This window comes from Lacinutrix venerupis (assembly GCF_001971745.1).
Classification (GTDB): Bacteria; Bacteroidota; Bacteroidia; order Flavobacteriales; family Flavobacteriaceae; genus Lacinutrix; species Lacinutrix venerupis.
Window position 1 is genome coordinate 511,448 of the sequence record NZ_CP019352.1, and the last position, 24,693, is coordinate 536,140.

The following is a 24,693-nucleotide window of genomic DNA, read 5'->3' on the forward strand; positions in this document are numbered from 1 at the left end:
CAAATATAGGAATTAAATATTCAATATTTCAAACCTAATTCATTAAAATTTAATGGTATAAAGAATTACTTTTGTTTGCGAATCTAGCACTATAAATGAATATAACAAAAAATTTAATTAACTGGTACTCAGTAAATAAGAGAGATTTACCTTGGAGAAATACTGTTAATCCATATTTTATTTGGCTCTCAGAAATTATTTTACAACAAACACAAGTTGCTCAAGGTCTTCCTTATTACGTCAAATTTACCTCTAAATTTCCAACAGTTTTTGATTTAGCTAAAGCAAGAGAATCTCAAGTTTTAAAACTTTGGCAAGGTTTAGGTTATTATTCTAGAGCACGTAATTTACATGCATCTGCAAAATATATAGTAAATGAATTAAATGGAGAGTTTCCTAATACATATAATGAGATTATAAAACTAAAAGGAGTTGGTGATTATACAGCAAGTGCAATAGCTTCTATATGTTTTAATGAAATTACACCAGTAGTCGATGGGAATGTGTTTAGAGCATTGTCTAGAATTTATGGCATTAGTACTCCTATTAATACAAGTAAGGGATTTAAAGAGTTTAAAGCTTTAGCCGAAACGCTAATTGATAAAAGAGAGCCTGCAACTTTTAATCAAGCTATAATGGAGTTTGGTGCTAGGCAATGCAAACCAAAAAATCCAGATTGTAATATTTGTCCTTTTAATACTAAATGTGTTGCGCTTCAAAAAAATAAAATATTAGAATTTCCAGTCAAGCTAAAAAGTTTGAAGGTTAAAAAAAAGTATTTCAATTTTATTGTAATTTTATCTTCAGATAAAAAAACAGTTTTAGAAAAACGTGAAGGTAAAGGGATTTGGCAAAACTTATATCAGTTTCCTTTAGTTGAAACAAAAAAGACCGCTAATTTTTTAGAGATAGAAGAAAGGCTTAAAGATTTTTCAGTTTTAAAAGATAAAAGTTTTAGCTTGTCATTATATAACGATGTAGAAATTGTACACAAGCTTTCACACCAACACTTACATACTAAGTTTTGGGTTGTAACTTTAGACGATGTGTTGCCTACAGGAATATCAATAAATAAACTAATAGAATTTCCAGTACCTATATTAATAGGTAACTTTATAGAAAGATTTAATTTTTAGCATTTTAAGTTTTAATAGTCTTTCTTTTTTTTTAAATTTAACTTTATCATTTAGTAAATATGTAATTTTGCATTATAAATTAAAAAAGTATGTCGGGAACGTTAAATAAGGTTATGCTAATTGGGCATTTGGGAGATGAAGTAAAAATGCACTATTTTGAAGGTGGAGGTTGTGTTGGTCGTTTTCCATTGGCTACAAACGAAACGTATACCAATAAAAGCACAAACGAACGCGTAACAAATGTAGAGTGGCATAATATTGTTGTAAGAAATAAAGCGGCCGAAATTTGTGAAAAATATCTCACTAAAGGAGATAAAGTTTATATCGAAGGCAGAATAAAGACTAGAAAATGGCAAGATGATACAGGTAATGATCGATATAGTACAGAAATTCAAGCTAACGAATTTACTTTTTTAAGCACTAAAAAAGATAGTCAAAACACAGCTCAGGCTCAACCGACACAGCAAGTAGAAAATAATATAGAATCAACTGGAAAAGCTGCTAGTGATGACGATTTACCATTTTAAACTAAACCTATAACATTGGATCCTGAACCCACGCGTTTATTAATACTCTTTTTAGAAATAGATTTTTCTGCCATATCGGGCTTTATATTGCTATTTGTACTGCTTTTTTGCTCGGCATTAATTTCTGGAGCCGAAGTTGCTCTATTCTCTTTAACTAGAACAGATTTAGATCAAGAAGAGTTACAGTCTAGTAAAGCCATACAGATAATAAATAGGCTTTTAGAACGACCAAAAAAATTATTAGCAACCATTTTGGTAGCCAATAATTTTATAAATATAGCTATTGTAATTCTCTTTGCATTTCTTGGCAATTTTATGTTTCAAGGCATTAACAATCCTATTGTAAAATTTATACTAGAAGTTGTAGTTGTAACATTTTTAATATTACTCTTTGGAGAAATTTTACCTAAGGTTTATGCAAGTAGAAATAATTTAAAGTTTGCCACTTTTATGGCTTACCCGCTAAAAGTTTTAGATTTTATTTTTTCACCTATAAGTTTGCCAATGCGAGCGATAACGCTTGGTATTCATAACAAACTTGGAAAACAAAAATCTAATTTAAGTGTAGATCAATTATCTCAAGCATTAGAACTTACTAGCGAAGAAGATACTACGCAAGAAGAACATAAAATATTAAAAGGTATTGTATCTTTTGGTAATACAGATACCAAGCAAGTAATGCGACCAAGACTAGATATTTTTGCTTTAAATATAGAACAAGATTATAGTGAGGTTATAGCCGAAATTACAGCAAATGGCTATTCTAGAATACCAGTTTATAAAGATAATGTAGATAAAATTGAAGGCATTTTATATGTAAAAGATTTACTTCCACATATAGATAATAAAAATTTTGATTGGACTACATTACTTAGAGATCCATTTTTTGTGCCAGAGAATAAGAAATTAGATGATTTAATGTCTGAATTTCAAGAAAAGAAAGTACACTTAGCAGTTGTTGTAGATGAGTATGGTGGTACTTCTGGTTTAGTTTCTTTAGAAGATATTATTGAAGAAATAGTTGGAGATTTAAGCGATGAGTTTGACGATGAAGATGTTCATTATTCTAAATTAGATGATAATAATTACGTTTTTGAAGGTAAAACCGCTTTAAAAGATTTTTACAAAATTTTAAAACTTGAAGAGGAAACTGTTTTTGAAGATAATAAGGGAGAAGCCGAAACATTAGCTGGTTTTATTCTTGAAATTTCTGGTAGCTTTCCAAGGCAAGCTAGTAAAATAAATTTTGAAAATTACGTTTTTACAATAGAAGCTTTAGATAAAAAAAGAATTAAGCGAGTAAAAATTACATTGCCCTAATTAACAAAAATTGAGACTGTAAGTACGCAAAGTGTTACGTCTACAATTATATACTATATGAAAGAAATAAATAAATTTATTGTTATACTAATAGTAACTATAGGATTTTTTGTAAGCTGCGCAGATGATCCTACTCCTAAACCTAAAGCTTTTTTAGCTTTAGAATATCCTGAGGCTATTTACAAGACAGAAGATATAACTAAAATGCCTTTTACTTTTGATAGAAATGCTTTAGGCCAAAATTTAAAAACAAAAACACTTAAAGGAGAAACTACTAGTTATGGTATTAATATAGAATACCCAAAACTTAAAGGAACTATTTATATTACGTATAAAGCGATAGAAAATAATGAAGATTTATTAAGGCTTTATTTAAAAAACGCTCAAAACTTTACGCAAGAGCATACTTTAAAAGCAGATGTTATTGAAGAATTTGTTTACGAAAATCCAGAACGAAGAGTTTATGGCATGTTTTACGATGTTGGTGGTAATGCAGCATCTCAATCTCAGTTTTATGTAACCGATAGTATTAACCATTTTATAACAGGTTCACTTTATTTTTATGCAAAACCTAATTACGATTCTATTTTACCAGCTGCAAATTACCTGCAAAAAGATATTAGAAGAATTATGGAGAGTTTAGAGTGGAAGAATTAAAGTTTTAATTCTTATTTAATAATGAATTTTTATATAGTAAAATAAAAGAGCGAAGTGTTATACTTCGCTCTTTTGTTTTAAAACCTAGTTTTTAGTTTCTTCTGTAGAGGCATTAATGTTAGCTTTTTCTAAAGCTTCATAATATGCTTTAAACTCATTAATGTTTTCTGGTTTTCCAATAATTTTTTTGTCTTTATCTAGCACAAAATAACTTGGTGTTCCTGTTACATTGTATTGATCTCCAATTGGGTTGTCCCATTTACCTTCTCCAAAAACATGTAGAAAATCTGGATAGTCGTAAGTCATGTCTTTCCAACGGTATAAATCGTTATCTAAAGCAATAGCAACAACTTGTATATTTTCCTTTTTCTTTGTTTTAATATATTCTTTTAATTGTGGTATTTCGTCTAAACAATGAGAACATGTCGTGCTCCAAAAGAACAATAAATAGTTATTAGAGCCTTCTAATTTACTTAATTTAGAAACTTTTATTTTATCGTTTTCATCTTTTACCTCGATATTAAAATCTGGTCCAATATTACCAATAGATGCATTTTTAAAAAGCGTAATTGAGTTGGCTAATTCTTTATTGTTGTTAGCTTTTGCAATGTTTAATAAATATTTAGACCCAATATAATTGGCAACTACTTCATTATTTTCTACCGAGAATTGATTCCATAAAATTTCTAATAGAATGGCTTTAATTTTTGGGTTATCACCAATGGCTTTTACAACAGTATCTATATTTTCCATGTAAGAAGCATCAGGATTATTTCGGTCTATAAAACCTATAACATAATCTATTGTTGTTTTTATTAAAAAGTTAGAGTTTTGTAATGTTTTGTTTCCAAAATCTATATTCGAAAAATAATTAGATTTTATATTTTTAGAAAAAGTAGAAACATCTTCTAAACTACTTGGAATATATGGTTTGCAAGCTTTTATAAAGTTGTTTGCAATCATGCCTTCCGAAGCTTTTTCAAATTCATCTTGCGTATTTTTTAAAATGGTAAAAATTTTGGTGTATCCAGCTTTGTCTTCTTTGCCAGAACTATAATAATTACGAATGCTTTTGTTTACTAAAGCCATACTTCTGTTATAAGAAGTATATAGTTTGTTTTCTGAAGATTTGTCGAAAGTTAAACCTTTTTCTATGTCAAAGTTTAATACAATATCTTCTTTATTATTTACAAAAAAGTCAAAATTAAATTGATCCTGCGGTTGTGCGTATACCAAACGATAAGTTCCTGGAATGGTATTAGAATCTAAAGGGATTTCAAAAGTACCATCTTCTGCTACATCTGCATTAGCGACAAATAAAGATGTTTCTGCAGTAACACGGTATAAAAATGCAAATTTAAACTTTTCAGCTGGAGTAAAAGTTCCTTTTATTGTATGCTGTGCAAATAGCATTGAAGGTAGTAATGCGAATAAAAAAAGTAATTTTCTAATCATTTTTAATTGTTTTATATCAAATAAGGCAAAAACTTTGCCAAAAAGAATTTTATTTTAAAATAGGTTTAAGTACGGATAATGCTTGTTCTACAGTTTTAATATTATCAAAGGTAAGTAATAATCGTAAACCGTTTCTGGTTTGTTTTTCTTTCATTTTACCAGCATGTGGATTGTGTTGTACATACTTTAAAAGTTTTGTAAAATTAGGGCTTTGGTAGAAATTACTTTGTTGGTCGTTTATAAAATAACCAATTAGTTTTCCTTTTTTCATTATTACTTTTTCAATTCCTAATTTTATTGCAATCCATTTTAGCCTAACGCTATTTAATAAATCTACAACTTGTGTTGGTAACTCACCAAATCTATCTATTAGTTCTGTTTCAAATTTATTTAATTCTTCTTCTGTTTTAAAGTTGTTTAGTTGTGTATATAGATTTAGTCTTTCGGTAATATTATTAACATAATCGTCTGGGAATAGTAATTCTAAATCACTATCTATGGTTATATCTTTTACATATTCTTTGTTTTCAAGATCTTCATCATATAAATCTTTAAATTCATTTTCTTTTAATTCTTCAATAGCTTCATTTAATATTTTTTGGTATGTATCAAAGCCTATTTCGTTTATAAAACCACTTTGCTCGCCACCAAGTAAATCTCCAGCTCCACGAATTTCTAAATCTTTCATTGCAATATTAAAACCACTACCTAATGCTGTAAATTGTTCTAATGCTTGAATACGTTTTCTAGCATCTGGAGTCATGGCATCGTAACCTGGAGTTATAAAATAGCAAAATGCTTTTTTATTACTTCGTCCCACACGACCACGCATTTGGTGCAAGTCGCTTAATCCAAAATTATTGGCGTTATTAATAAAAATGGTATTTGCATTTGGTACATCGAGACCACTTTCTATAATGGTAGTACTTACTAAAACATCAAAAGCACCTTCCATAAAAGAGAGCATTAATTCTTCTAATTTTTTACCATCCATTTGGCCATGACCAATACCTATTTTAGCGTCTGGTACTAAGCGTTGTATCATGCCTGCGACTTCTTTTATGTTTTCTATACGATTATGAATAAAGAAAATCTGTCCGCCACGTTGAATCTCATAACTTACGGCATCTCTAATAGCTTCTTCGTTAAAACGAATAACATTACTCTCAATAGGATATCGGTTTGGTGGAGGAGTGGTTATAACTGATAAATCTCTTGCAGCCATTAAACTAAACTGAAGTGTTCTTGGTATAGGTGTAGCAGTTAGGGTAAGTACATCTACATTGTCTTTTAGAGTTTTTAATTTCTCTTTTACGGCAACACCAAATTTTTGTTCTTCGTCTACAATTAGTAATCCTAAGTTTTTAAATTTTACATTTTTATTTACCAGTTGATGTGTGCCTACAATAATGTCTACGTGACCTTTTTCTAGTTTTTCTAAAGTTTCTCGCTTTTGCTTTGCTGTACGAAAACGATTAACATAATCTACTGTTACTGGAAATTCTTTTAAACGTTCGCTAAATGTTTTATGGTGCTGAAAAGCTAATATAGTTGTTGGTACTAAAACGGCAACTTGTTTTCCGTTATCTACTGCTTTAAAAGCTGCACGAATGGCAACTTCGGTTTTTCCAAAACCAACATCTCCACAAATTAAGCGATCCATTGGTCTTTCACTTTCCATATCTGCTTTAATATCTGCAGTTGCTGTAATTTGATCTGGCGTGTCTTCGTAAATAAAAGAGGCTTCTAATTCGTGTTGTAAATAACTGTCTGGTTTGTATTGGTAACCTTTTTCTAGTTTACGTTTAGCATATAGTTTTATTAAATTAAAAGCAACATGTTTAACCCTAGATTTAGTTTTCTCTTTAAGTACTTTCCATGCTTTGCTACCTAATTTATATACTTTTGGTGGCTTGCCATCTTTACCATTAAATTTTGTGATTTTGTGTAACGAATGAATGCTTAAATATAAAATATCGCGTTCACCATAAACTAATTTAATGGCTTCTTGTTTTTTACCTTCTACGTCAATTTTTTTAAGTCCACCAAATTTACCAATTCCATGATCTATATGTGTAACGTAATCTCCAATATCAAGATTTGTAAGTTCTTTTAGGGTAATAGCTTGCTTTTTTGCGTAACCATTTTTAAGATGAAACTTATGGTATCGTTCAAAAATTTGATGATCTGTGTAACAGACTATTTTATTATCGTGGTCTACAAAACCTTGATATAATGAAACTATTATAGTTTCGTAATGTACATCTCTCTCGACATCATCAAAAATATCATGAAAACGTTTGGCTTGTTGTTCGCTAATACAAGCAATATAATTTTTGTAACCGTTATTGTGGTTACTGTTTAAATTATCTATTAATAGGTTAAATTGTTTGTTAAAAGTAGGTTGTGGTGTTGTGTTAAATGTGATTGCTTGTTCTGTTTTTAACCAGGATTCGCTACCAAATTCTACAACGTTAAAATCTAGTAATTGGCGTTTTAATAAGGCCGAATTGCAAAATAACTCTTCAGGCTCTGCGTGTTTTAAGTCTGAAGATAAATTTTTAAAAGCATCTTCTGCTTTCCCAAAAAACTCATCGATTCTAGAAAATAAAAAATCTATATTTTTAGTATAAACAACAGTTTTTTGTGCAATGTATTTTAGAAAACTTGCACGAGACTCTTCTAAAAATTTATTTTCGACATTTGGTATAATGCCTATCTTTTTTATTTGTTCGCTAGAAAGTTGAGTTTCTACATCAAATGTTCTAATACTATCGACTTCATCTCCAAAAAATTCTATTCTATAAGGTTCGTCGTGAGAAAAAGAAAACACATCTACAATACCACCTCTTACAGAAAACTCTCCAGGTTCGGTAACAAAATCTACGCGTTTAAACTTGTATTCAAAAAGAACTTCGTTTACAAAATCTATATTTAAATCGTCTCCAACATTTATTTTAAGAGTATTACGTTCTAGTTCTTTTCTGGTAACTACTTTTTCGAATAAAGCATCTGGATAGGTAACTATTAAAGCTGGTTTTTTTTGAGAGTTTATGCGGTTTAAAACTTCGGCACGAAGTAATATGTTTGCATTGTCTGTTTCTTCTATTTGATATGGTCTACGATAACTTCCAGGATAAAAAAGAACATCTTTGCCATTTAGCATTTGTTCAAAATCGTTAAGATAAAATGCTGCTTCTTCTTTATCGTTAAAAATTAATAAAAAAGGTTTTTGAGCGTTTTTAAAACTTTCACTAATAACAAATGATAATGCAGAGCCAACTAAACCTTTTATATGAGTTTTTGTGTTGTGTTGCGCTTTGTCAAATTGTTGTTTTTGGGTAATAGAATCCTGAAGTTTTTGCAGTTGCAAAGACTTTAAATAGGTTTGCGAGATTAATGTTTTGCTCACTTACTTAGTATTGAGTTGCAAATATAAGGGATAGATTGAAGAATTGGAAAGTTAGATTTTATTATTTTCTATTAACTAATGGTTAAACAGAGATGTTTTATATTGATTTAAAATGATAAATAAATGTCTAAAAAAAAGATTAAATGAGTCTTTAAAAAGATTTTATTATTAACTATCTTTGCCGCTCTAAAACAATAAAATATATGTCATTTTCAGATTTATTTGATAGCGGATTTAAAAAACGTAACGAAGACCATTTTGCAGCAATTGTAAGAGTAGCGATGGATGATGGGATTATTTCTGATGAAGAAAAAACATTTTTAGATCGTTTGGCACGCAATTTAGATATTGGAGAAAGCGATTATAAAACTATTTTAAAAGACTACCAGTCTCACCCAATTAATCCTCCAACATCTTACGATAGACGTTTAGAGCGTTTATACGATTTAGCTCGTATGGTTTATGTAGATCATATTAAAGGAGATCATGAAGAAATTTTATTACGTAAAATTGCTGTTGGTTTAGGTTTTAATCCAGAGAATGTAAAATACGTTGTAGATAAAGCACTTACTTTAGTTAGTGATGGTGTTGATCTTGATACTTTTATTGAGGAAATTAAAATGATGAATAAATAAGTTATTCTTAATAATATACTAAAGAAAAAGCAAGCTATTTAGCTTGCTTTTTCTTTAGTATATATTTTATTTTTCTAATGATTTCAGACTTGTCAAAAGGTTTTCCAATATAGCTGTTAACTCGTCTTTCTTTACAGTAAGCTTCTTCTTTTTTAGATGGTTTTTCGCTTAGTATAATTATAGGTGTTTTGCTAATTTCTTTATAATCTGAGTGTCTAATAAATCGAGCAGTGTCAAGGCCATCCATTGTAGGTAGTTTAAGATTTAATATAACTAGGCTAAAATTAGATTTATATAGCTCTTCAATTACTTTATCGCCATTATCTACAATTACAATATCGCAATTTTTTATTTGACTTATAATTTTTAATAATTTTTTCTGATTGATAGGTAAGGGCTCTGCAAGTAAAATTTTAAAATCATTTTTTGATGTGGCTTTAACTATTTTAGTAATTTCTTCATCTTCTTTTTGATTTTGAGATATTTCAAAATCTAAAAACACCTTAAATATTGAACCTTTATCAATTTCACTATTTACTTGTATTTTTCCTCCTAATTGATGGATTAATTTTTTTGTGATGGAGAGTCCTAATCCGGCACCATTATTATTTATTAAGTTGTTGTTTATTTGGTAAAACCCATTAAAAATAGATTCTATTTGGTTTTTCTCTATACCTATTCCTGTGTCTTCAATACTAAATTCTATTTGTGCTGTGTTGTTATTGGTGCTAACACAATTTATTTTTAGTGCAACAGTTCCTGCTTGTGTAAATTTTATTGCATTACCTACAAGATTATTTAATATTTGTACTAATCTATATTTGTCTCCCACAACATATTTAGGACAATTTGGATCGAGTGTGTAATGTAATTCTAGGCCTTTTTCTTTAGACTTAGCGGTATAAATTGTTGCTATAGTGTTTAATTCTTCTATTAAATTATAGCGTATTGGTAATATAGAAAAACGATTGGTTTCAATTTTAGAGATATCAATAATATCGCTAATCATTGTGTTTAATTTATCGTTTGTATTTTTTATAACTTTTAAATTATAGCGTTGACTTTGTTCTAGATTTGTGTTCTCTAAAAGTCTTGTAAAACCATTTATAGTGCTAATAGGCATTTTAATTTCATGACTAAAATTTGCTATAAATGTATTTTTAAAAGTTTCTTTTTCTTGAAGAATTGTATTGTTATAGTCTAGTAGTTGCTTTTTAATTTCCGACACATTTTTTCTTTGTGCCATTTTTTGATATAAAGTATACTGCTTTGTAAGGTCTTGAAATACGAAGATAGAGTGTTCTTTTTCTATATTTGTATGTAAAATAGCATCTAAAGTATAATTTTTGCCTTCTATTTCTAGATTAATACAATCAAAATTAAATGTGTTTTCTTTTAGAGTTAATAAGTCTATTAAACTATAAAAAAAAGGATGTAAGTCTATAATTGATTTTCCAATACAATTTTTAAACATATTAGTTTTCGCGTCTAAAATAATACCATCTTTACTTATTAGAAGGAGTTGGTTAGTAGTTTCTTTAAGTGGAAGTTGGTAGTTTTCAAGCATTTTACATAGAGGCAAATTTTAATAGACTTAAAGATACATTTTTTTTCAATACCACTTAAAAAGTTATGTTTTGTTTATTTCAAATTTTTAGAAATTATATCTAATAATTGCGATTCATTAAAAGGTTTTGTTAAAACATCGTTTATTCCCGCTTTTTTATAAAGACTTAAATCTTCTTTAAACACTTTAGCTGTCATAGCAACAATAGGTACCTTTTTTTGATGACGTTCTGGAAGTTTTCTAATTTTTTTTGCAATTTCATCTCCTCTAAACTCTTTTAGTTTTATATCCATTAATACTAAATCAACCTCATTGTCGATGTTAGAAATTCTTGCAAGAACTTCATCTGGTTTAGTTGCAATATCTAAAAAGAATTGACCTTGAGAAGCCAGAATTTTTAATACAGAAAGTTGTGTAATTTCAGAGTCTTCTACTAATAAAATATTATATTTTTTAGAAGTAGTTAGTTGTGATTGTTTTTTCTTATCCTTTTTAATTTTTAAAGAAGGCTTTGAAACAAAATTAATATTTGTTGAAAATGTAGATCCTTTTCCTGGTGTTGAAGAAACACTTATTTTACTTTTTGTATGCTCTACTAAATGTTTTACAATAGCAAGACCTAAACCAGTTCCTTTAATAGAATCGTCTCCACTTACTTGCGAGAAACTCGTAAAAATTTCTTCTAATTTTTCTTCTTCTATACCAATTCCTGTGTCTATTATTTCAAAATGAATACTTGCTTTTTGAGCTCTAATTTGATTTAAAGAAACATTAAAAGTAACACTACCATTGGATGTAAATTTTATTGCGTTGTCTAATAAGTTTGTTAAAACTTGTCTTAGTCTTTTAGCATCACCTCCAATAATTTCAGGTAATTTTTCATCAAAACTATGGAGAAATTTTAAACCTTTATGTTCTGCTTTAAGTTTATAATTAAATTTAATTTCATTAAGTAAATCAAGAAGGTTAAAAGGTTCTATGGACAACTCTAAATTTCCAGATTCAATTTTAGATATGTCAAGAATATCATCTATCATTTTTTTTAAAAAATTCGACGATGAGTGTAATATTTTAATATAATCCTTTTGTTGTAAGTCTAAGTTTGTTTTGCTTAAAATATCTGTAAACGTTAATATTCCAGTTAAAGGATCGCGAAGTTCATGACTAAAATTTGCAATAAATCTATTTTTGAAAACTTCTTTTTCTTTTAAATATATATTTTTAAGCTCTAAAATTTGAGAATTAATTACAGATTCATTTCTTACTTGCGCAGTAGATTGATAGTTTAGGTAATGCGAAGTTAAATCATGAATTATTAATAAAGGATTTTTACCATCTTTAAAAGTTTGTAAAATAATATCGGCTGTAATATTTCTATTTTCTATTTCAAGATGGACACATGAAAATACAGTCTCATTATCTTCACTTATTAAAAGTGCACTAAAAGTTTCGAAAAAAGGATGGATATCTCCAATATATTTGTCTTTTAAATCTTGAAAGAGTGTATTATCAGATTCAACAACATTTCCATTAAAGTCTAAAATGGCATGTTGTAAAACAGGTTTGGTATATTTTTTCTTGTAATCTTCTAACATTATTTAGCTTTTTAGCTTTTTTAAATAAGCGCTTCAGCTAATTTAGAAAAAAGAAAATCAACTTTATGTCCTGTTTTGGCACTAACATATAAATCTGTTAAACTGCCAAAATCATCGACGTTTTGTTTTAAATATGTTTTTGTAACAAGATCTTCTTTATTTCCAACAACAGTAATTGGTGTGTTTTTTTGTTTCTCTTTAAGGAATTCTAATTCGCTTTCTAAATTTTTATAAGTAGCAGGTCTACTAACATCGTAAACATAAATAAATGCGTGTGTTCCTATAAGGTAAGATAGCCTAGTGTTGCTAATGTCATCATTTCCTTCTAAATCCCACAAGACTAAAGACACATCTGTGCCTTTTTCTGGAATAGATACATTTTTTTTAAATATGTGTACACCAATGGTTACTTTATAATCTTCGGAAAATGTGTTTTCTACAAATCGTCGAATTAATGAAGATTTACCAACACCAAAATGACCTAATAAAACTATTTTTTTTGAGATTTTCATTTATAAACTAAAATCTTGATTTTTATTGAAAAAGAATAATAACTATTATATATGCGAATGTAAGCAAATTGTATGTTCTATAATAATCTTTTATAAAACATTGTTTTTAAAGTACTGTTCTAATTTTTTAGTAAAGGACTTTGTGTCTTTTATATCATATTCATTAATATAGTTTTTAGCAAAATCTAACAATTTATCTTCTAACTTGCTCTTGTACACTACATTATACGGTCCAGAAATAATTACAGCGATGTAGTAGGAAGAAAAATTTTGTAAATGAATATGAAAATTATCGTATTCTATATAGCTTAATTCTTGGTTTTCTTTTTCGAAAGCATCTTCGGCAAAACTTTTAATAGCAGTTAACATTCCAGAAACCATATCTTGGTCTATGGATTGTGTTTTAGAATATTCTGAAATTATTATTCCAGAACCTTTCTCTATTACCATTATTTGTTCTAAAATAGGTTGTGCTAATTCTTGTAAAATTAAGTCTGCTTCGCTAACACCGCTTCTTTTAGACTTAAATTTACGTTTTAAACTTTCAAAAGAGAATGTGCTATTTACTTTAGAGTTAATTTGTTCTGATAGTATTTGCATTTCCTGTTGTATGTATTTTTTTATCATTTTTCCAATAATAGGAAACAATGCTTCTACAACAGCATCTTGAGAGTTTCTAATTTCAGACTTTAAAGTTTCTGTAATTGTTGGCCCTAATGTTTTAGGGATTTCTACTACAAAATCATTTAGTTTTTCGTCTATAATAGGATTTACACGCTCAGAAAGTTCATTTTGTTTGTTTACAATGTCTTCAACAATCTTAAGCTTTTCCTCTACTTTTTTTGCATACTCACGCTCATCTGTAAGTAAGATGTCTTTTAAAATACTAAGTCTTTCGTCTTGATTCATGGCGTGAGAATCAAATTAGTTACTTATTTTCTCGCCAAGTTTAATTAATAAGTCGCCTAAGAGTTTGCGATCTAATTTTTTTTCTTCTAAAGCATCTGCCTTGTCTTCTAGCGAATTTTCTAATTCTGTTATTCTAATATTAATATCAGTACTTAAATTATCAATATTTTGAAGTAACTCTGTCTTAACTTCATCTACTAAGTTTTCGAGCTCTTTTTTCTTTTTAAGGATATCTTTTTTAACAGCTTCAAATTCATGGTTGTATTCAACCATATTTTCACCAAAAATAAGCTGTTTAATTGCATCTATTTTTGAAGTAGGATCATTAGCATTAATTGCGCTATTATCGTTTTTTGCCATATTATTTAGTTTAATAAACTATGGTAAAAATAGCAAAATTAATTAAAACATAATCTTTATTTTGCTTTTTGCATAAACTCTTCTGCTTTTTCTACCATATTTTTACTTCCGCAAATAAACGGAACTCGTTGGTGCAGTTCTGTTGGTTCAATATCTAATATTCTATTAAAACCATCACTAGCTTTACCATTAGCTTGTTCTGCTAAAAAAGCCATTGGGTTACACTCGTACAATAAACGTAGTTTTCCAGCAGAGTTTTTGTCGCTTTTAGGGTATAAATATATACCGCCTTTTATCATGTTTCTATGAAAATCTGAAACTAAAGAACCAATGTACCTAGAGGTGTAAGGTCTATCTCCTTCTTCTTTTTGGCAATATTTTATATAATCTTTTACTCCTTGTGGAAAATGTGTATAGTTACCTTCGTTTACAGAGTAGATATTGCCATCTAACGGAAATTGCATGTTTGGGTGAGATAAATACAAAGTACCTAATGCTGGATTTAGTGTAAAGCCATTTACACCATCTCCGGTAGTATAAACTAACATGGTCGAAGTACCGTAAACTACATAGCCAGCAGCAACTTGTTGACTCCCTTTTTGAAGAAAATCTTCTAAAGTTACAGGAGTACCAACAGGTGTAACACGCCTATAAATTGAAAAAATAGTACCAACAGAAACATTGACGTCTATATTACTAGAACCATCTAATGGGTCTATTAAAACAACATATTTATTTTGGTTGTTTTCGTCTTGGCTATTTATTGAAATAAAATCGTCCTCTTCTTCACTAGCAATACCACAAACAATATTTCTATTTGTTAATGTTTGTATAAATTTTTCGTTTGCATAAACGTCTAATTTTTGTTGGTCTTCACCTTGAATATTAGTATCGCCAGCAGCTCCAATTATATCTACTAAACCGGCTTTATTTACTTCATGGTTTACTACTTTTGCAGCAAGCCTTATAGAATTTATTAATCTTGATAATTCTCCAGAAGTATATTTAAAAGACGACTGATTTTCAATAATAAATTCTCCTAACGTTTGGTTTTTTCTTGACATGCTTTATAATTTTGGCTTTTGCAAATATCGGTTTTTTTAAGAAACTACAACGTTATAGTAAAAGTAATTTAATAAGGTTGTTTAACTTTAAACTATATTTGGTTTTCAATTCCTTTATTATGAAGCATGCTATAAGACTAGCAACTAAAAACGACATGAAAAGTGTCCATGATTTAATTTTAGAACTTGCTATATTTGAAAAAGAGCCCAATGCCGTAGAAGTAACAGTAAAAGATCTTGAAGAAGATGGTTATGGCAAACAGCCTAAATTTACATGTTTTGTTGCCGAAAAAAATAATGAAATTGTAGGTGCTGCGTTAGTTTATAAACGATATTCTACTTGGAAAGGAGAAGTACTTCATCTTGAAGATTTAATTGTAAAAGAAAGTATGAGAGGTAGTGGCTTAGGTTCTGCCTTATTAGATGAAGTTGTTAAACATGGAAGAACCATAGGTGTAAAACGCATAAGTTGGGAAGTTTTAGACTGGAATGAACCTGCAATTAAATTCTACCAGAAAAAAGGTGCCAATGTAATGAGAGATTGGGATGTTGTACACTTAGACGAAAACGGAATTGAAAATTATTTAAATAATATATAGTGCAAGTATTTAAATTTGGTGGAGCCTCTGTAAAAGATGCCAACGGCGTAAAAAACGTTGTTAAAGTATTAGAAAAAGTAGGATATAAAAACACTCTTATTGTAGTTTCTGCAATGGGAAAAACTACAAATGCTTTAGAGGTTGTAATAGAGAAATATTTACAAGATAATAACAATTATAAGACAGAGTTAGACCATGTAATAAACTATCATGAAGAGATTATGATAGATTTATTTTTAAATAAACAACATCAAGTTTTTAATGTAATACATGATCTTTTTAATGAATTAATACAATTTTTTAAAAGTAATAAATCACCAAATTATAATTTTATATACGATCAAGTAATTGGTTATGGCGAGTTAGTTTCTACAACAATTATTAGTTTTTATTTAAATGAATTGCACCTTAAAAATACGTGGCTTGATGTTAGAAATTGTATTAAAACAGATAGTTATTATAGACGAGCAAATGTAAATTGGGATATAACACAAAATAATATTATTAATAAAATAGATAAAGAAACATTATATATTACTCAAGGTTTTTTAGGTAGCGATAATAATAATTTTACAACAACTTTAGGGCGAGAAGGTAGTGACTATACAGCAGCAATATTTGGATATTGTTTAAACGCAGAAAGTGTAACAATATGGAAAGATGTTCCAGGAGTACTTAATGGAGATCCAAGACATTTTAAAAATACACAACTACTAAATACCATTTCTTATACAGAGGCTATAGAGCTTGCGTTTTATGGTGCTTCTGTTATACATCCAAAAACATTACAACCATTACAAAGAAAAGAAATACCTTTACACGTAAAATCGTTTTTAAAACCAGAAAATAAAGGTACTACAGTTAATAAATCTCAAGGAATAGAACCTAATATACCTTGTTTTATATTAAAACAGAAGCAGGTTTTACTTTCGCTCTCAACTTTAGATTTTTCTTACATAGTCGAAGAAAATATTAGTGAAATTTTTAACCTCTTAGCTTTATATAAAATGAAAGTAGATGTTATCCAGAATTCCGCAATTAGTTTTTCGGTTTGTTTTGAAAACACATATAATAATTTAGAAAAATTGTTATTACATTTAAAAGCTAAATTTAAAGTAGAATGCTTTGAAAACGTTTCATTATATACAATTAGACATTACGATGAAACATCAATTAAAAATTTAGAAAAAGATAAAACAGTGTTATTGAAGCAGTTATTTCAAAAAACTGTTCAAATTGTAACTCAATAATCTATTGCTTACATTTGTAAGCTTAAAACTATTAAAACCAACAATGTCTTTAGTATCTGCAAAAGAAGTTTCAAAAGCTATAAATCTCGACAAGTACGGTGTATTTGGCACGTTTATAGGCTGGATATTAATGAAAGTTTTAAAAATTTCTACACTTAATAAAATTTACAACCGAAATAAGCATTTAAGCGAAATAAAGTTTTTAGATGCTATTTTAAATGAATTTCAAATTAAATTTGAAATACCTGAAGAAGATTTAAAGAGGCTTCCTAAAGATGGTGCTTATATAACAGTTTCTAATCATCCATTAGGAGGTATAGATGGTATTTTATTATTAAAATTAATGCTTGAAGAACGCGAAGATTTTAAAATAATTGCTAACTTTCTTTTGCATCGTATTGAGCCAATGAAGCCATATATAATGCCTGTTAATCCTTTTGAAGATCGTAAAGACATAAAGTCAAGTCTTGCAGGTTTTAAAAATGCAATTAAACATTTAAGAGATGGGCATCCACTTGGTCTATTTCCTGCAGGAGAAGTTTCTACCTACAAAGATGGAAAGTTAATGGTAGATAAACCTTGGGAAGAAGCAGCTATGAAATTAGCCCAGAAAGCTAATGTGCCTATTGTTCCTATATATTTTCATGCAAAAAATAGTAAGTTATTTTATAAGCTATCTAAAATAAGTGACATTTTTAGAACAGCAAAACTCCCTTCAGAATTACTAACACAAAAAAATAGAATAATTAAAGTTCGTGTTGGTAAACCTATTTCTGTAACATCTCAAGAGGAGCATAAAACTTTAAAGGAATTTACAGATTTTATAAGACGTAAAACGTATATGTTATCTAATACCTTCGAACCAAAGGAGAAGATAATAAATACAATTTCTTCAAGTTTAAAAGGATATAAAATTCCTAAAAAAATAGTTACTCCCATAGCCTCGGAAATCATGATTAAGGAGGTTGAAAAACTTAAAAAAAGTGATAAGCGTTTACTTGTTAGTAAAAATTACGAAGTTTATTTAGCTCCAGCTAAAGACATTCCAAATATTTTAAGAGAAATTGGTAGACTAAGAGAAATTACTTTTAGAGAAGTAGGAGAAGGAACTAACGAAGCTATAGATTTAGACCATTTCGACACCTATTACCACCACATGTTTTTATGGGATAATGAAGCTAACGTTTTAGTTGGAGCCTATAGAATGGGATTGGGTTCTAAAATATATAAGGCACATGGTATTGACGGTTTTTATCTTCAAGATTTATTTCGTTTTGAGCCAGAGCTACACAAAATGATGAGTGAATCTATAGAGTTAGGTCGTGCATTTATAATTAAAGAATATCAGCAAAAACCTATGCCTTTATTTTTGCTTTGGAAAGGTATTGTGCATACAACGTTACGTTTCCCAGAGCATCAATTTTTAATTGGAGGTGTAAGTATAAGTAATCAATTTTCAAACTTCTCTAAATCTTTAATGATTGAGTTCATGAAATCTCATTATTACGATCCATATGTGGCACAATACGTCCATCCTAAAAAAGAGTTTAAGGTGAAATTAAAAGATGCCGATAAAGACTTTGTTTTCGATGCTACAGAGGCAGATTTGAATAAGTTTGATAAAATAATAGATGAAATAGAACCAGGAGCATTAAGGTTACCTGTGTTATTAAAAAAGTATATTAAACAAAATGCAAGGCTTGTAGCCTTTAATGTCGACCCATTATTTAATAATGCTGTAGATGGTTTAATGTATATTAAAATTGCAGATCTTCCAGAAAGTACAGTTAGACCAGTAATGGAAGAATTTCAAGCAGAGTTGGAAAGTAAATTTTCAGGAGCAAACCCTGAAGAATAGTCTTTTTATTTTTTAGAGCAGTTAACCTGCGTTTTTACAAAAAAATCATTTAAAACACGTCTACACTCGTTTAACTTATCTTGGTTAATACTATAAAATAGGTTTTTACCTTTAACAGTTTGTTTTAATAAACCAACCTTACGTATTTCTGATAAATGCTGAGAGATGGTTGGTTGTGCTAAACCAATAGCTTGTACAAGACTATTACAATTACAGTCTTCGTTTTTACTTATATATTGTATAATAGATACTCTAGCAGGATGAGCAATCATTTTTGTGTAATTGGCAATTTTGTTTTGTTGCTCGTCGAAAATATGTTTTTTTGTAAATCCCATAATATAAAAATGTGATATTGCAATATCACGATTATTATTTAATTAAAAAAACCAAATACAATTAGTATTTGGTTTTTTAAAAGTTTTTTAGAACCAACCTTTTTTACCAACTTGGTAAGTGTTGTAGAATTCTTCGTCTGTTTTTGTTAAATAAATAATACCTTCAATAAAAGGAATTATTCCTGCGATTCCACAGGTAACAATAGTTGCAATTATTTGAATGATTCCTTCTTTATTATAACCTAAAATAAATTTATGTACTCCTAAAGAACCTATAACAATAGCTAAAATTCCAGCAATCATTTTTTTGTTTTCAGTATCTCCTCCAAATGCTTCTTTTGCATTATTAGAAAATTCGTTTATTGTTTCTTTAGCATCTTCAGCAAATTCATTTGCTTTATCAGAAGCTTTTTTTGCTCCTTCTTTTGCGTCTCCTAACATATCGTCAAGGTCGCTTTTTAAATTTTTTTCGTCAGACATTATAATATTTATTAGTTGAATAATTTTTTAAATTTACTAAAAAAACATTTACCTACAAAAATGCTTTATCTATAGGTTCCCAAAGTTCAATTTTATTGCCTTCGTTATCCAAAATCCAGCCAAATTTACCGTATTCGTACTCTTGCATTTCTCCTACAATTGTAACGCCTTCATCCTTTAATGTTTTTAATAATTCGCTTAAATTCTCTACACGGTAGTTGAACATAAAATCTTTTTTCGATGGCTCAAAGTATTTTGTATCCTCTTTAAAAGGAGACCATTGTGTAGAACAATCTTTTCCTTCTTTATCTTTCCACCAAAAAGTAGAACCGTAATCATCGGTATTAAAACCTAAATGTTTTTTATACCAATCTTTTGATGCTTTTGGATCTTTTGTTTTAAAAAATACACCTCCAATTCCTGTAACTCTTTTTTTCATTTTATTCTGAATTTATTTTATAATCTCATTAAATAAAACCTTAAACATTTACTTTGTAAATTACTTTTTTATTGAGCTTTCATATATCTTTATCCATTCTTCCACAGACATTTTTCCTAAAAGCTCTTCAATTAATGCATATGGAATATCGTCCATTTTTTTAAAACGAATGCAACTTTTTCCCATATCTAATTTGTATTTACAATGTTTAGGATATTCATTTACAAACCAATCATACAATTCTTTTTTTGCATATAAACCAGAATGATATAATGCAATAAAATTTTTCTGAGAGGCTAAATTAATAAATGGTAAAGGAGGAAATGGTTTACAATGGTAACCATCTGGATATATAGATTTTGGTACATAATAAGCTAACATGCCATAACCTATTCCGGCTTCTAAGCCTTTAGGCATATTTTTTTTAATAAGCTCATCTAGTTTTGTAATAGGTTCTTTTCTGTCTTCTGGTAATTGTGCTATATATTCTTCAGATGTTTCTGCTTTGTATGTCATTTTCCTTGAGTTAGTTAAGGTTTAAAGTTAGCAAAAATTTGCTTTAATTTTATTTACTATTGTTTGTGCTAATTTTTCTTTACTTTCTATAGTCCAACCAGCAACGTGAGGTGATAGTAAAACGTTTTCTGCTTCTATTAAATATTGAAAAGGTTCAGGCATATTGTTTTCATTAAATAAATTTTCGAAAGACGATTTTTCGTATTCCAAAACATCTAATCCGGCACCCAAAATTTTATTGTTTTTTAATGCTGAAACCAAATCTTTAGTTACTACACTTTTGCCACGAGCAGTATTTATTAACCAAAATGATTTTTTAAATGAATTAATAAACGATTGGTCTACCATTGCAATAGTTGAAGCATTTTCTGGAGTGTGCAAGCTTAAAACATCTGCCTCTTGTTGTAGTGTTTTTAAAGAAACTTGTGTTGCATTTTCATCTTCAATATTTGGTTTTATATCGTAAAAGAGAACTTTAACATCGAAACCACGTAGTTTTTTTGCAAAGGCTTTTCCCATATTACCGTAACCTATTAAACCTACGGTTTTACCATCTAACTCTAAACCTCGGTTGTTTTCTCGAAGCCATTTGCCATCTCTAACCTCTTTATCTGCTTTGTTTAATTTATTAAATAAAGAGAGTAGCATAGCTAAAGTATGTTCGCCTACTGCATTGCGGTTTCCTTCTGGAGCAGCAATTAAGGTAATTCCTTTTTTTTCTGCATAATTGCAATCTATGTTTTCTAATCCTGCACCAACGCGACCAATAAATTTTAAATTTTTAGCTGCATCTATAAATGTTTTATCTATACTAAAACGACTTCTTATAATAAATCCATCGTATTCATGAATAATTTTTTGAATGACTTCTTTAGAGTCTATATAATTTTCATGGTTTGTAAAGCCTAAATTGGTTAGTTGATTAATTAAAAGTGAGTGATTAGTGTCTAAATGAAGTATTTTCATATTATAAAAGATGAAATATTTTAGATACCTAATATAAGTTTAGCAATCCAAAAATATATTAATATTCCAAAAATATCATTACTTGTAGTAATAAATGGGCCCGTTGCAATTGCTGGATCAATACCTTTTTTATCTAAAAATAATGGTACAAAGGTCCCAATTAAACCAGCTATAATTATAACAGCTACAAGTGAAACAGAAATTGCAAGTGCGGTAAGAAAACTTCCTTTAGTTATCCATACAAAGGCAAATAAAAATAGTGCTAATATAAAACCGTTTAAAGCGGCTAAAAACATTTCTTTAATTAAACGTTTATTAATACTACCTTTTACATCGTCGTTAGCTAAACCTTGAACTATAATAGCGCTTGACTGTACGCCCACATTTCCTGCCATGGCTGCAATTAATGGCGTAAAAAAGAATAAAACAGCGTATTTTTCGAAGGTACCTTTAAAACCTTCCATAATTAAAAAGGCTCCAATGCCGCCAACTAAACCAAGAAAAAGCCATGGTAAACGGGCTCTGGTAAGCTGTAATATACTATCGTCTGCTTCTACGTCTTGTGTGATACCTGCAGCCATTTGGTAATCTTTTTCGGCTTCTTCTTTTATAACATCTACAATGTCATCAATAGTAATTCTACCAAGTAGTACTTTATTTTCGTCAACAACAGGAATGGCTTCTAAGTCGTATTTTTGCATTATTCTAGCCACTTCTTCAGCATCCTCATTAACATCTACAAAATCTACTTTTGGAATATAAACAGTAGAGATGTGAGCTCGTGGAGAAGCCATTAATAAATCTTTTAAAGATAGACGCCCGATTAGTTTTTCGTTTCCATCAACTACATATATAGAGTGAACTCTTGTAACATTTTCTGCTTGTGCACGCATTTCTCTAACGCACTCTGTAACTGTCCAATTTTCATTTACTCGTACTAATTCTTTTGCCATTAATCCACCGGCAGTATCCTCATCGTAGGTAAGTAATTCTCTAATTTCAGCTTTGTGCTCTTCGTCTTCAATTTGCGCAATAACCTCAATTTGTCTCTCTTCAGAAAGTTCGGCAATCATATCTGCTGCGTCATCTGTGTCGAGTTCTTCTATTTCTTCGGCAATTTCTTTAGTAGATAGTGTGGCTAAAATTTTCTCTCTATCGCCCTCATCCATCTCCATAAGGATTTCGGATGTTTTCTCACTATCTAAAAGTTTTATAATATAAGATGCTTGTTCTGTATTTAGATCTTCAAGAATTTCTGCAATATCTGCATGATGGTACTCATTTAATAAATCTAAAATGGCTTCATCGTTTTTAGACTGTACTAATTGCTCTACCTTCTCAATAAGTTCGTTACTTATTGTAAATTTTATATTTTCATCTTGTTCTTCTACCAAAATCTTAGTCTTTACTATCGTTTTGAATTAAAGTTGTTAACTCAATAAATGCTTGAACATCTAGTTGCTCTGGACGTTTGCCAAATATAACATTTGCTTTTAAATTATCACTCAATTCGAATGTTTTTAAACTGTTACGTAATGTTTTTCTACGTTGTTGAAATGCTTGTTTTACAACTCTAAAAAATAATTTTTCATCGCATGGTAAGCTGTGATTTTTTTTTCGAGTTAGTTTTAACACTCCAGAGTCTACTTTTGGAGGTGGGTTAAAAACGTTTGGTGGTACTGTAAATAGATATTCGGCATCATAAAAAGCTTGAGTTAGTACAGATAAAATGCCATAAATTTTACTGCCTTCTTTAGAGCAAATACGTTGGGCTACTTCTTTTTGAAACATTCCAGAAAATTCTGGAATTTGATGTCTTAACTCTAATGTTTTAAATACAATTTGTGTAGATATATTGTAAGGAAAGTTTCCGCTAATAGCAAAAGGTTCTTCTCCAAAAGTTTCGGCAACATCGTATTTTAAAAAATCTTTTTCTATAATTCTTGGTGCAAGATTTAAATAGTTGTTTTTAAGATATTCTACACTTTCGGTATCAATTTCAATTACAAAGGTTGTAATTGGCTTTTTTAATAAGTATTTAGTTAAAACGCCCATTCCAGGACCTATTTCTAAAACTTTATTATAGCCTTCTAATGATAGTGCATCTGCAATTTTTTCTGCAATAGACTCGTCTTCTAGAAAATGCTGACCTAAAAACTTTTTAGCTTTTACTTGGTGTGGATTTTTTTGTTTTTTTGTCATAGTTTTATATTGTTTCTAGATAGATTTCGAGTTTTTTAGTAAATATTTTTCTATTTAATATCTACAGAATACTCATCTACAACTTGTAATTCGGTTCTAAAGGATAACATTTTATCTGCAAATAGTTTTGTGCCATCTACACGTAAACGATCTGCATCTTCTTTGTAATACGCATCTAAAGCTTCTCTAGAATGTGCTCTGTATTGAATAGAGTAGGTTTGACCTCCCATTTCTTCTTCCACTAAAACTTTAGTGAGTTTTGCTTCTTTAAATTTTCCTGTTGCTAATACCTGTGGGATATGATTTTTTATCCATTTTAGCCATTGGTCGTGAGCACTATCGTCTATGTTTACTGTAACGTTATATATAATCATTATAATAGATTTTTTGCAAATAACAGAAGTTCTTTGTCATCGTCAAAAGGTTTTACTTGTTTTTCATATAAGAAACCTAATTTTTGTAACAGTTTTATAGAGTTTTTATTAGTTTCTAAAGTTATTGCTGTAATTCTGTTTAATTTAAATTTATTTCTTGCTAAGTCTAAAATGGCTTGAGATGATTCAAACCCAAAGCCTAATTTTTCGTATTGCGGCAACATAGCAAAGCCAAAATCAATATCTTCTAAGGTCTCTCTTTTTATTAAACCACATGTGCCTATTGGTTTTAAATTTTCTTTTAAACGCAAAATATAAAACCCAAAACCATGTGTTTTATAGCTTTTTAAATGCCCATTTTTTATGCTTTCTTCTGCTTGCTTGATGGTTTTAATATTTCTATCTCCTATGTATTTTATCCAATTTGGAGTATTAACTAGGTTCATGAAAAAAGGAGCGTCTTCAATAGTAAATTTAGAAATTATAAGTCTGTTGGTTTTGGCTACAATCAAAGTTGTTTTTATT

General features: G+C 29.1%; 25 protein-coding genes. 8 read left to right on the forward strand and 17 right to left on the reverse strand.

Annotation, left to right across the window (positions count from 1 at the left end; all coding sequences use genetic code 11):
• Positions 1–95: 95 nt before the first annotated feature.
• From mutY to gldD, 4 genes are all read left to right on the forward strand, one after another.
• Positions 96–1,136, forward strand: coding sequence for an A/G-specific adenine glycosylase (gene mutY / locus BWR22_RS02255; RefSeq protein ID WP_076731817.1), 1,041 nt, complete (start codon positions 96–98; stop codon positions 1,134–1,136).
• A gap of 89 nt (positions 1,137–1,225) precedes the next feature.
• Positions 1,226–1,663: a single-stranded DNA-binding protein gene (locus BWR22_RS02260; RefSeq protein WP_076731818.1), complete on the forward strand. Its 438-nt coding sequence runs from the start codon at positions 1,226–1,228 to the stop codon at positions 1,661–1,663.
• A gap of 15 nt (positions 1,664–1,678) precedes the next feature.
• Complete coding sequence (locus tag BWR22_RS02265; protein ID WP_076731819.1) at positions 1,679–2,983, forward strand: gliding motility-associated protein GldE; 1,305 nt, start codon at positions 1,679–1,681, stop codon at positions 2,981–2,983.
• A gap of 57 nt (positions 2,984–3,040) precedes the next feature.
• The gene (gene gldD, locus BWR22_RS02270) at positions 3,041–3,640 is read left to right on the forward strand and encodes a gliding motility lipoprotein GldD (protein ID WP_076731820.1); all 600 of its coding nucleotides are present in this window, start codon (positions 3,041–3,043) and stop codon (positions 3,638–3,640) included.
• A gap of 84 nt (positions 3,641–3,724) precedes the next feature.
• Here gldD and BWR22_RS02275 read toward each other — a convergent pair whose 3' ends face one another.
• Together BWR22_RS02275 and mfd are read right to left on the reverse strand one after the other, a co-directional pair.
• Positions 3,725–5,095: a peroxiredoxin family protein gene (locus tag BWR22_RS02275; protein WP_083678181.1), complete on the reverse strand. Its 1,371-nt coding sequence runs from the start codon at positions 5,093–5,095 to the stop codon at positions 3,725–3,727.
• Positions 5,096–5,144: 49 nt separating this feature from the next.
• Positions 5,145–8,507 (reverse strand): transcription-repair coupling factor, encoded by a 3,363-nt coding sequence (gene mfd, locus BWR22_RS02280; RefSeq protein ID WP_076731821.1) that lies wholly within the window; start codon positions 8,505–8,507, stop codon positions 5,145–5,147.
• 203 nt (positions 8,508–8,710) lie between these two features.
• On the opposite strand from mfd, the gene BWR22_RS02285 reads away from it, so the two are divergent.
• Complete coding sequence (locus BWR22_RS02285) at positions 8,711–9,142, forward strand: TerB family tellurite resistance protein (RefSeq protein WP_076731822.1); 432 nt, start codon at positions 8,711–8,713, stop codon at positions 9,140–9,142.
• Between the two features lie 34 nt (positions 9,143–9,176).
• Here the strand turns inward: BWR22_RS02285 and BWR22_RS02290 are convergent, their stop codons facing one another.
• From BWR22_RS02290 to fbp, 6 genes are all read right to left on the reverse strand, one after another.
• Positions 9,177–10,709, reverse strand: a complete 1,533-nt coding sequence (locus BWR22_RS02290; protein ID WP_076731823.1) for an ATP-binding response regulator — start codon at positions 10,707–10,709, stop codon at positions 9,177–9,179.
• A 74-nt stretch (positions 10,710–10,783) separates the two neighbouring features.
• Positions 10,784–12,304 (reverse strand): ATP-binding protein, encoded by a 1,521-nt coding sequence (locus BWR22_RS02295; RefSeq protein ID WP_076731824.1) that lies wholly within the window; start codon positions 12,302–12,304, stop codon positions 10,784–10,786.
• 20 nt (positions 12,305–12,324) lie between these two features.
• Positions 12,325–12,816 carry a Rab family GTPase gene (locus BWR22_RS02300; protein ID WP_076731825.1) on the reverse strand — a complete coding sequence of 164 codons (492 nt, stop codon included), beginning with the start codon at positions 12,814–12,816 and terminating at the stop codon, positions 12,325–12,327.
• 90 nt (positions 12,817–12,906) lie between these two features.
• On the reverse strand, positions 12,907–13,725 hold the full coding sequence (locus BWR22_RS02305; RefSeq protein WP_076731826.1) for a cell envelope biogenesis protein OmpA: 819 nt from the start codon (positions 13,723–13,725) through the stop codon (positions 12,907–12,909).
• A gap of 15 nt (positions 13,726–13,740) precedes the next feature.
• Positions 13,741–14,085 (reverse strand): fructose 1,6-bisphosphatase, encoded by a 345-nt coding sequence (locus BWR22_RS02310; RefSeq protein ID WP_076731827.1) that lies wholly within the window; start codon positions 14,083–14,085, stop codon positions 13,741–13,743.
• A 56-nt stretch (positions 14,086–14,141) separates the two neighbouring features.
• Entirely contained in the window at positions 14,142–15,149 is a 1,008-nt protein-coding gene (gene fbp / locus BWR22_RS02315) for a class 1 fructose-bisphosphatase (RefSeq protein WP_076731828.1), read from the reverse strand.
• A gap of 119 nt (positions 15,150–15,268) precedes the next feature.
• On the opposite strand from fbp, the gene BWR22_RS02320 reads away from it, so the two are divergent.
• Genes BWR22_RS02320 through BWR22_RS02330 form a run of 3 tightly spaced genes read left to right on the forward strand, consistent with a single transcriptional unit; the run spans position 15,269 to position 18,856 of the window.
• Complete coding sequence (locus tag BWR22_RS02320) at positions 15,269–15,748, forward strand: GNAT family N-acetyltransferase (RefSeq protein ID WP_076731829.1); 480 nt, start codon at positions 15,269–15,271, stop codon at positions 15,746–15,748.
• A complete protein-coding gene (locus tag BWR22_RS02325; protein WP_076731830.1) occupies positions 15,748–16,998 on the forward strand; it encodes an aspartate kinase in 1,251 nt (416 codons plus the stop codon). Before BWR22_RS02320 ends, BWR22_RS02325 begins: the two co-directional genes overlap by 1 nt.
• 43 nt (positions 16,999–17,041) lie before the next feature.
• Positions 17,042–18,856 (forward strand): GNAT family N-acyltransferase, encoded by a 1,815-nt coding sequence (locus tag BWR22_RS02330; RefSeq protein ID WP_076731831.1) that lies wholly within the window; start codon positions 17,042–17,044, stop codon positions 18,854–18,856.
• A 5-nt stretch (positions 18,857–18,861) separates the two neighbouring features.
• On the opposite strand, the gene BWR22_RS02335 is transcribed toward BWR22_RS02330, so the two are convergent.
• From BWR22_RS02335 to BWR22_RS02375, 9 genes are all read right to left on the reverse strand, one after another.
• On the reverse strand, positions 18,862–19,191 hold the full coding sequence (locus BWR22_RS02335) for an ArsR/SmtB family transcription factor (RefSeq protein WP_076731832.1): 330 nt from the start codon (positions 19,189–19,191) through the stop codon (positions 18,862–18,864).
• Positions 19,192–19,278: 87 nt separating this feature from the next.
• The gene (locus tag BWR22_RS02340) at positions 19,279–19,671 is read right to left on the reverse strand and encodes a TM2 domain-containing protein (protein WP_083678183.1); all 393 of its coding nucleotides are present in this window, start codon (positions 19,669–19,671) and stop codon (positions 19,279–19,281) included.
• A 52-nt stretch (positions 19,672–19,723) separates the two neighbouring features.
• Positions 19,724–20,110, reverse strand: coding sequence for a VOC family protein (locus tag BWR22_RS02345; protein ID WP_076731833.1), 387 nt, complete (start codon positions 20,108–20,110; stop codon positions 19,724–19,726).
• A gap of 60 nt (positions 20,111–20,170) precedes the next feature.
• Positions 20,171–20,626 carry a DUF1801 domain-containing protein gene (locus tag BWR22_RS02350; RefSeq protein WP_076731834.1) on the reverse strand — a complete coding sequence of 152 codons (456 nt, stop codon included), beginning with the start codon at positions 20,624–20,626 and terminating at the stop codon, positions 20,171–20,173.
• A 27-nt stretch (positions 20,627–20,653) separates the two neighbouring features.
• Positions 20,654–21,592 (reverse strand): 2-hydroxyacid dehydrogenase, encoded by a 939-nt coding sequence (locus tag BWR22_RS02355; RefSeq protein WP_076731835.1) that lies wholly within the window; start codon positions 21,590–21,592, stop codon positions 20,654–20,656.
• 20 nt (positions 21,593–21,612) lie between these two features.
• On the reverse strand, positions 21,613–22,986 hold the full coding sequence (gene mgtE, locus BWR22_RS02360) for a magnesium transporter (protein WP_241828219.1): 1,374 nt from the start codon (positions 22,984–22,986) through the stop codon (positions 21,613–21,615).
• Between the two features lie 4 nt (positions 22,987–22,990).
• On the reverse strand, positions 22,991–23,794 hold the full coding sequence (rsmA, locus tag BWR22_RS02365; protein WP_076731836.1) for a 16S rRNA (adenine(1518)-N(6)/adenine(1519)-N(6))-dimethyltransferase RsmA: 804 nt from the start codon (positions 23,792–23,794) through the stop codon (positions 22,991–22,993).
• Between the two features lie 50 nt (positions 23,795–23,844).
• The gene (locus BWR22_RS02370) at positions 23,845–24,168 is read right to left on the reverse strand and encodes a DUF4286 family protein (RefSeq protein ID WP_076731837.1); all 324 of its coding nucleotides are present in this window, start codon (positions 24,166–24,168) and stop codon (positions 23,845–23,847) included.
• Positions 24,168–24,680: a GNAT family N-acetyltransferase gene (locus BWR22_RS02375; RefSeq protein ID WP_076731838.1), complete on the reverse strand. Its 513-nt coding sequence runs from the start codon at positions 24,678–24,680 to the stop codon at positions 24,168–24,170. Before BWR22_RS02375 ends, BWR22_RS02370 begins: the two co-directional genes overlap by 1 nt.
• Between the last annotated feature and the right edge of the window lie 13 nt (positions 24,681–24,693).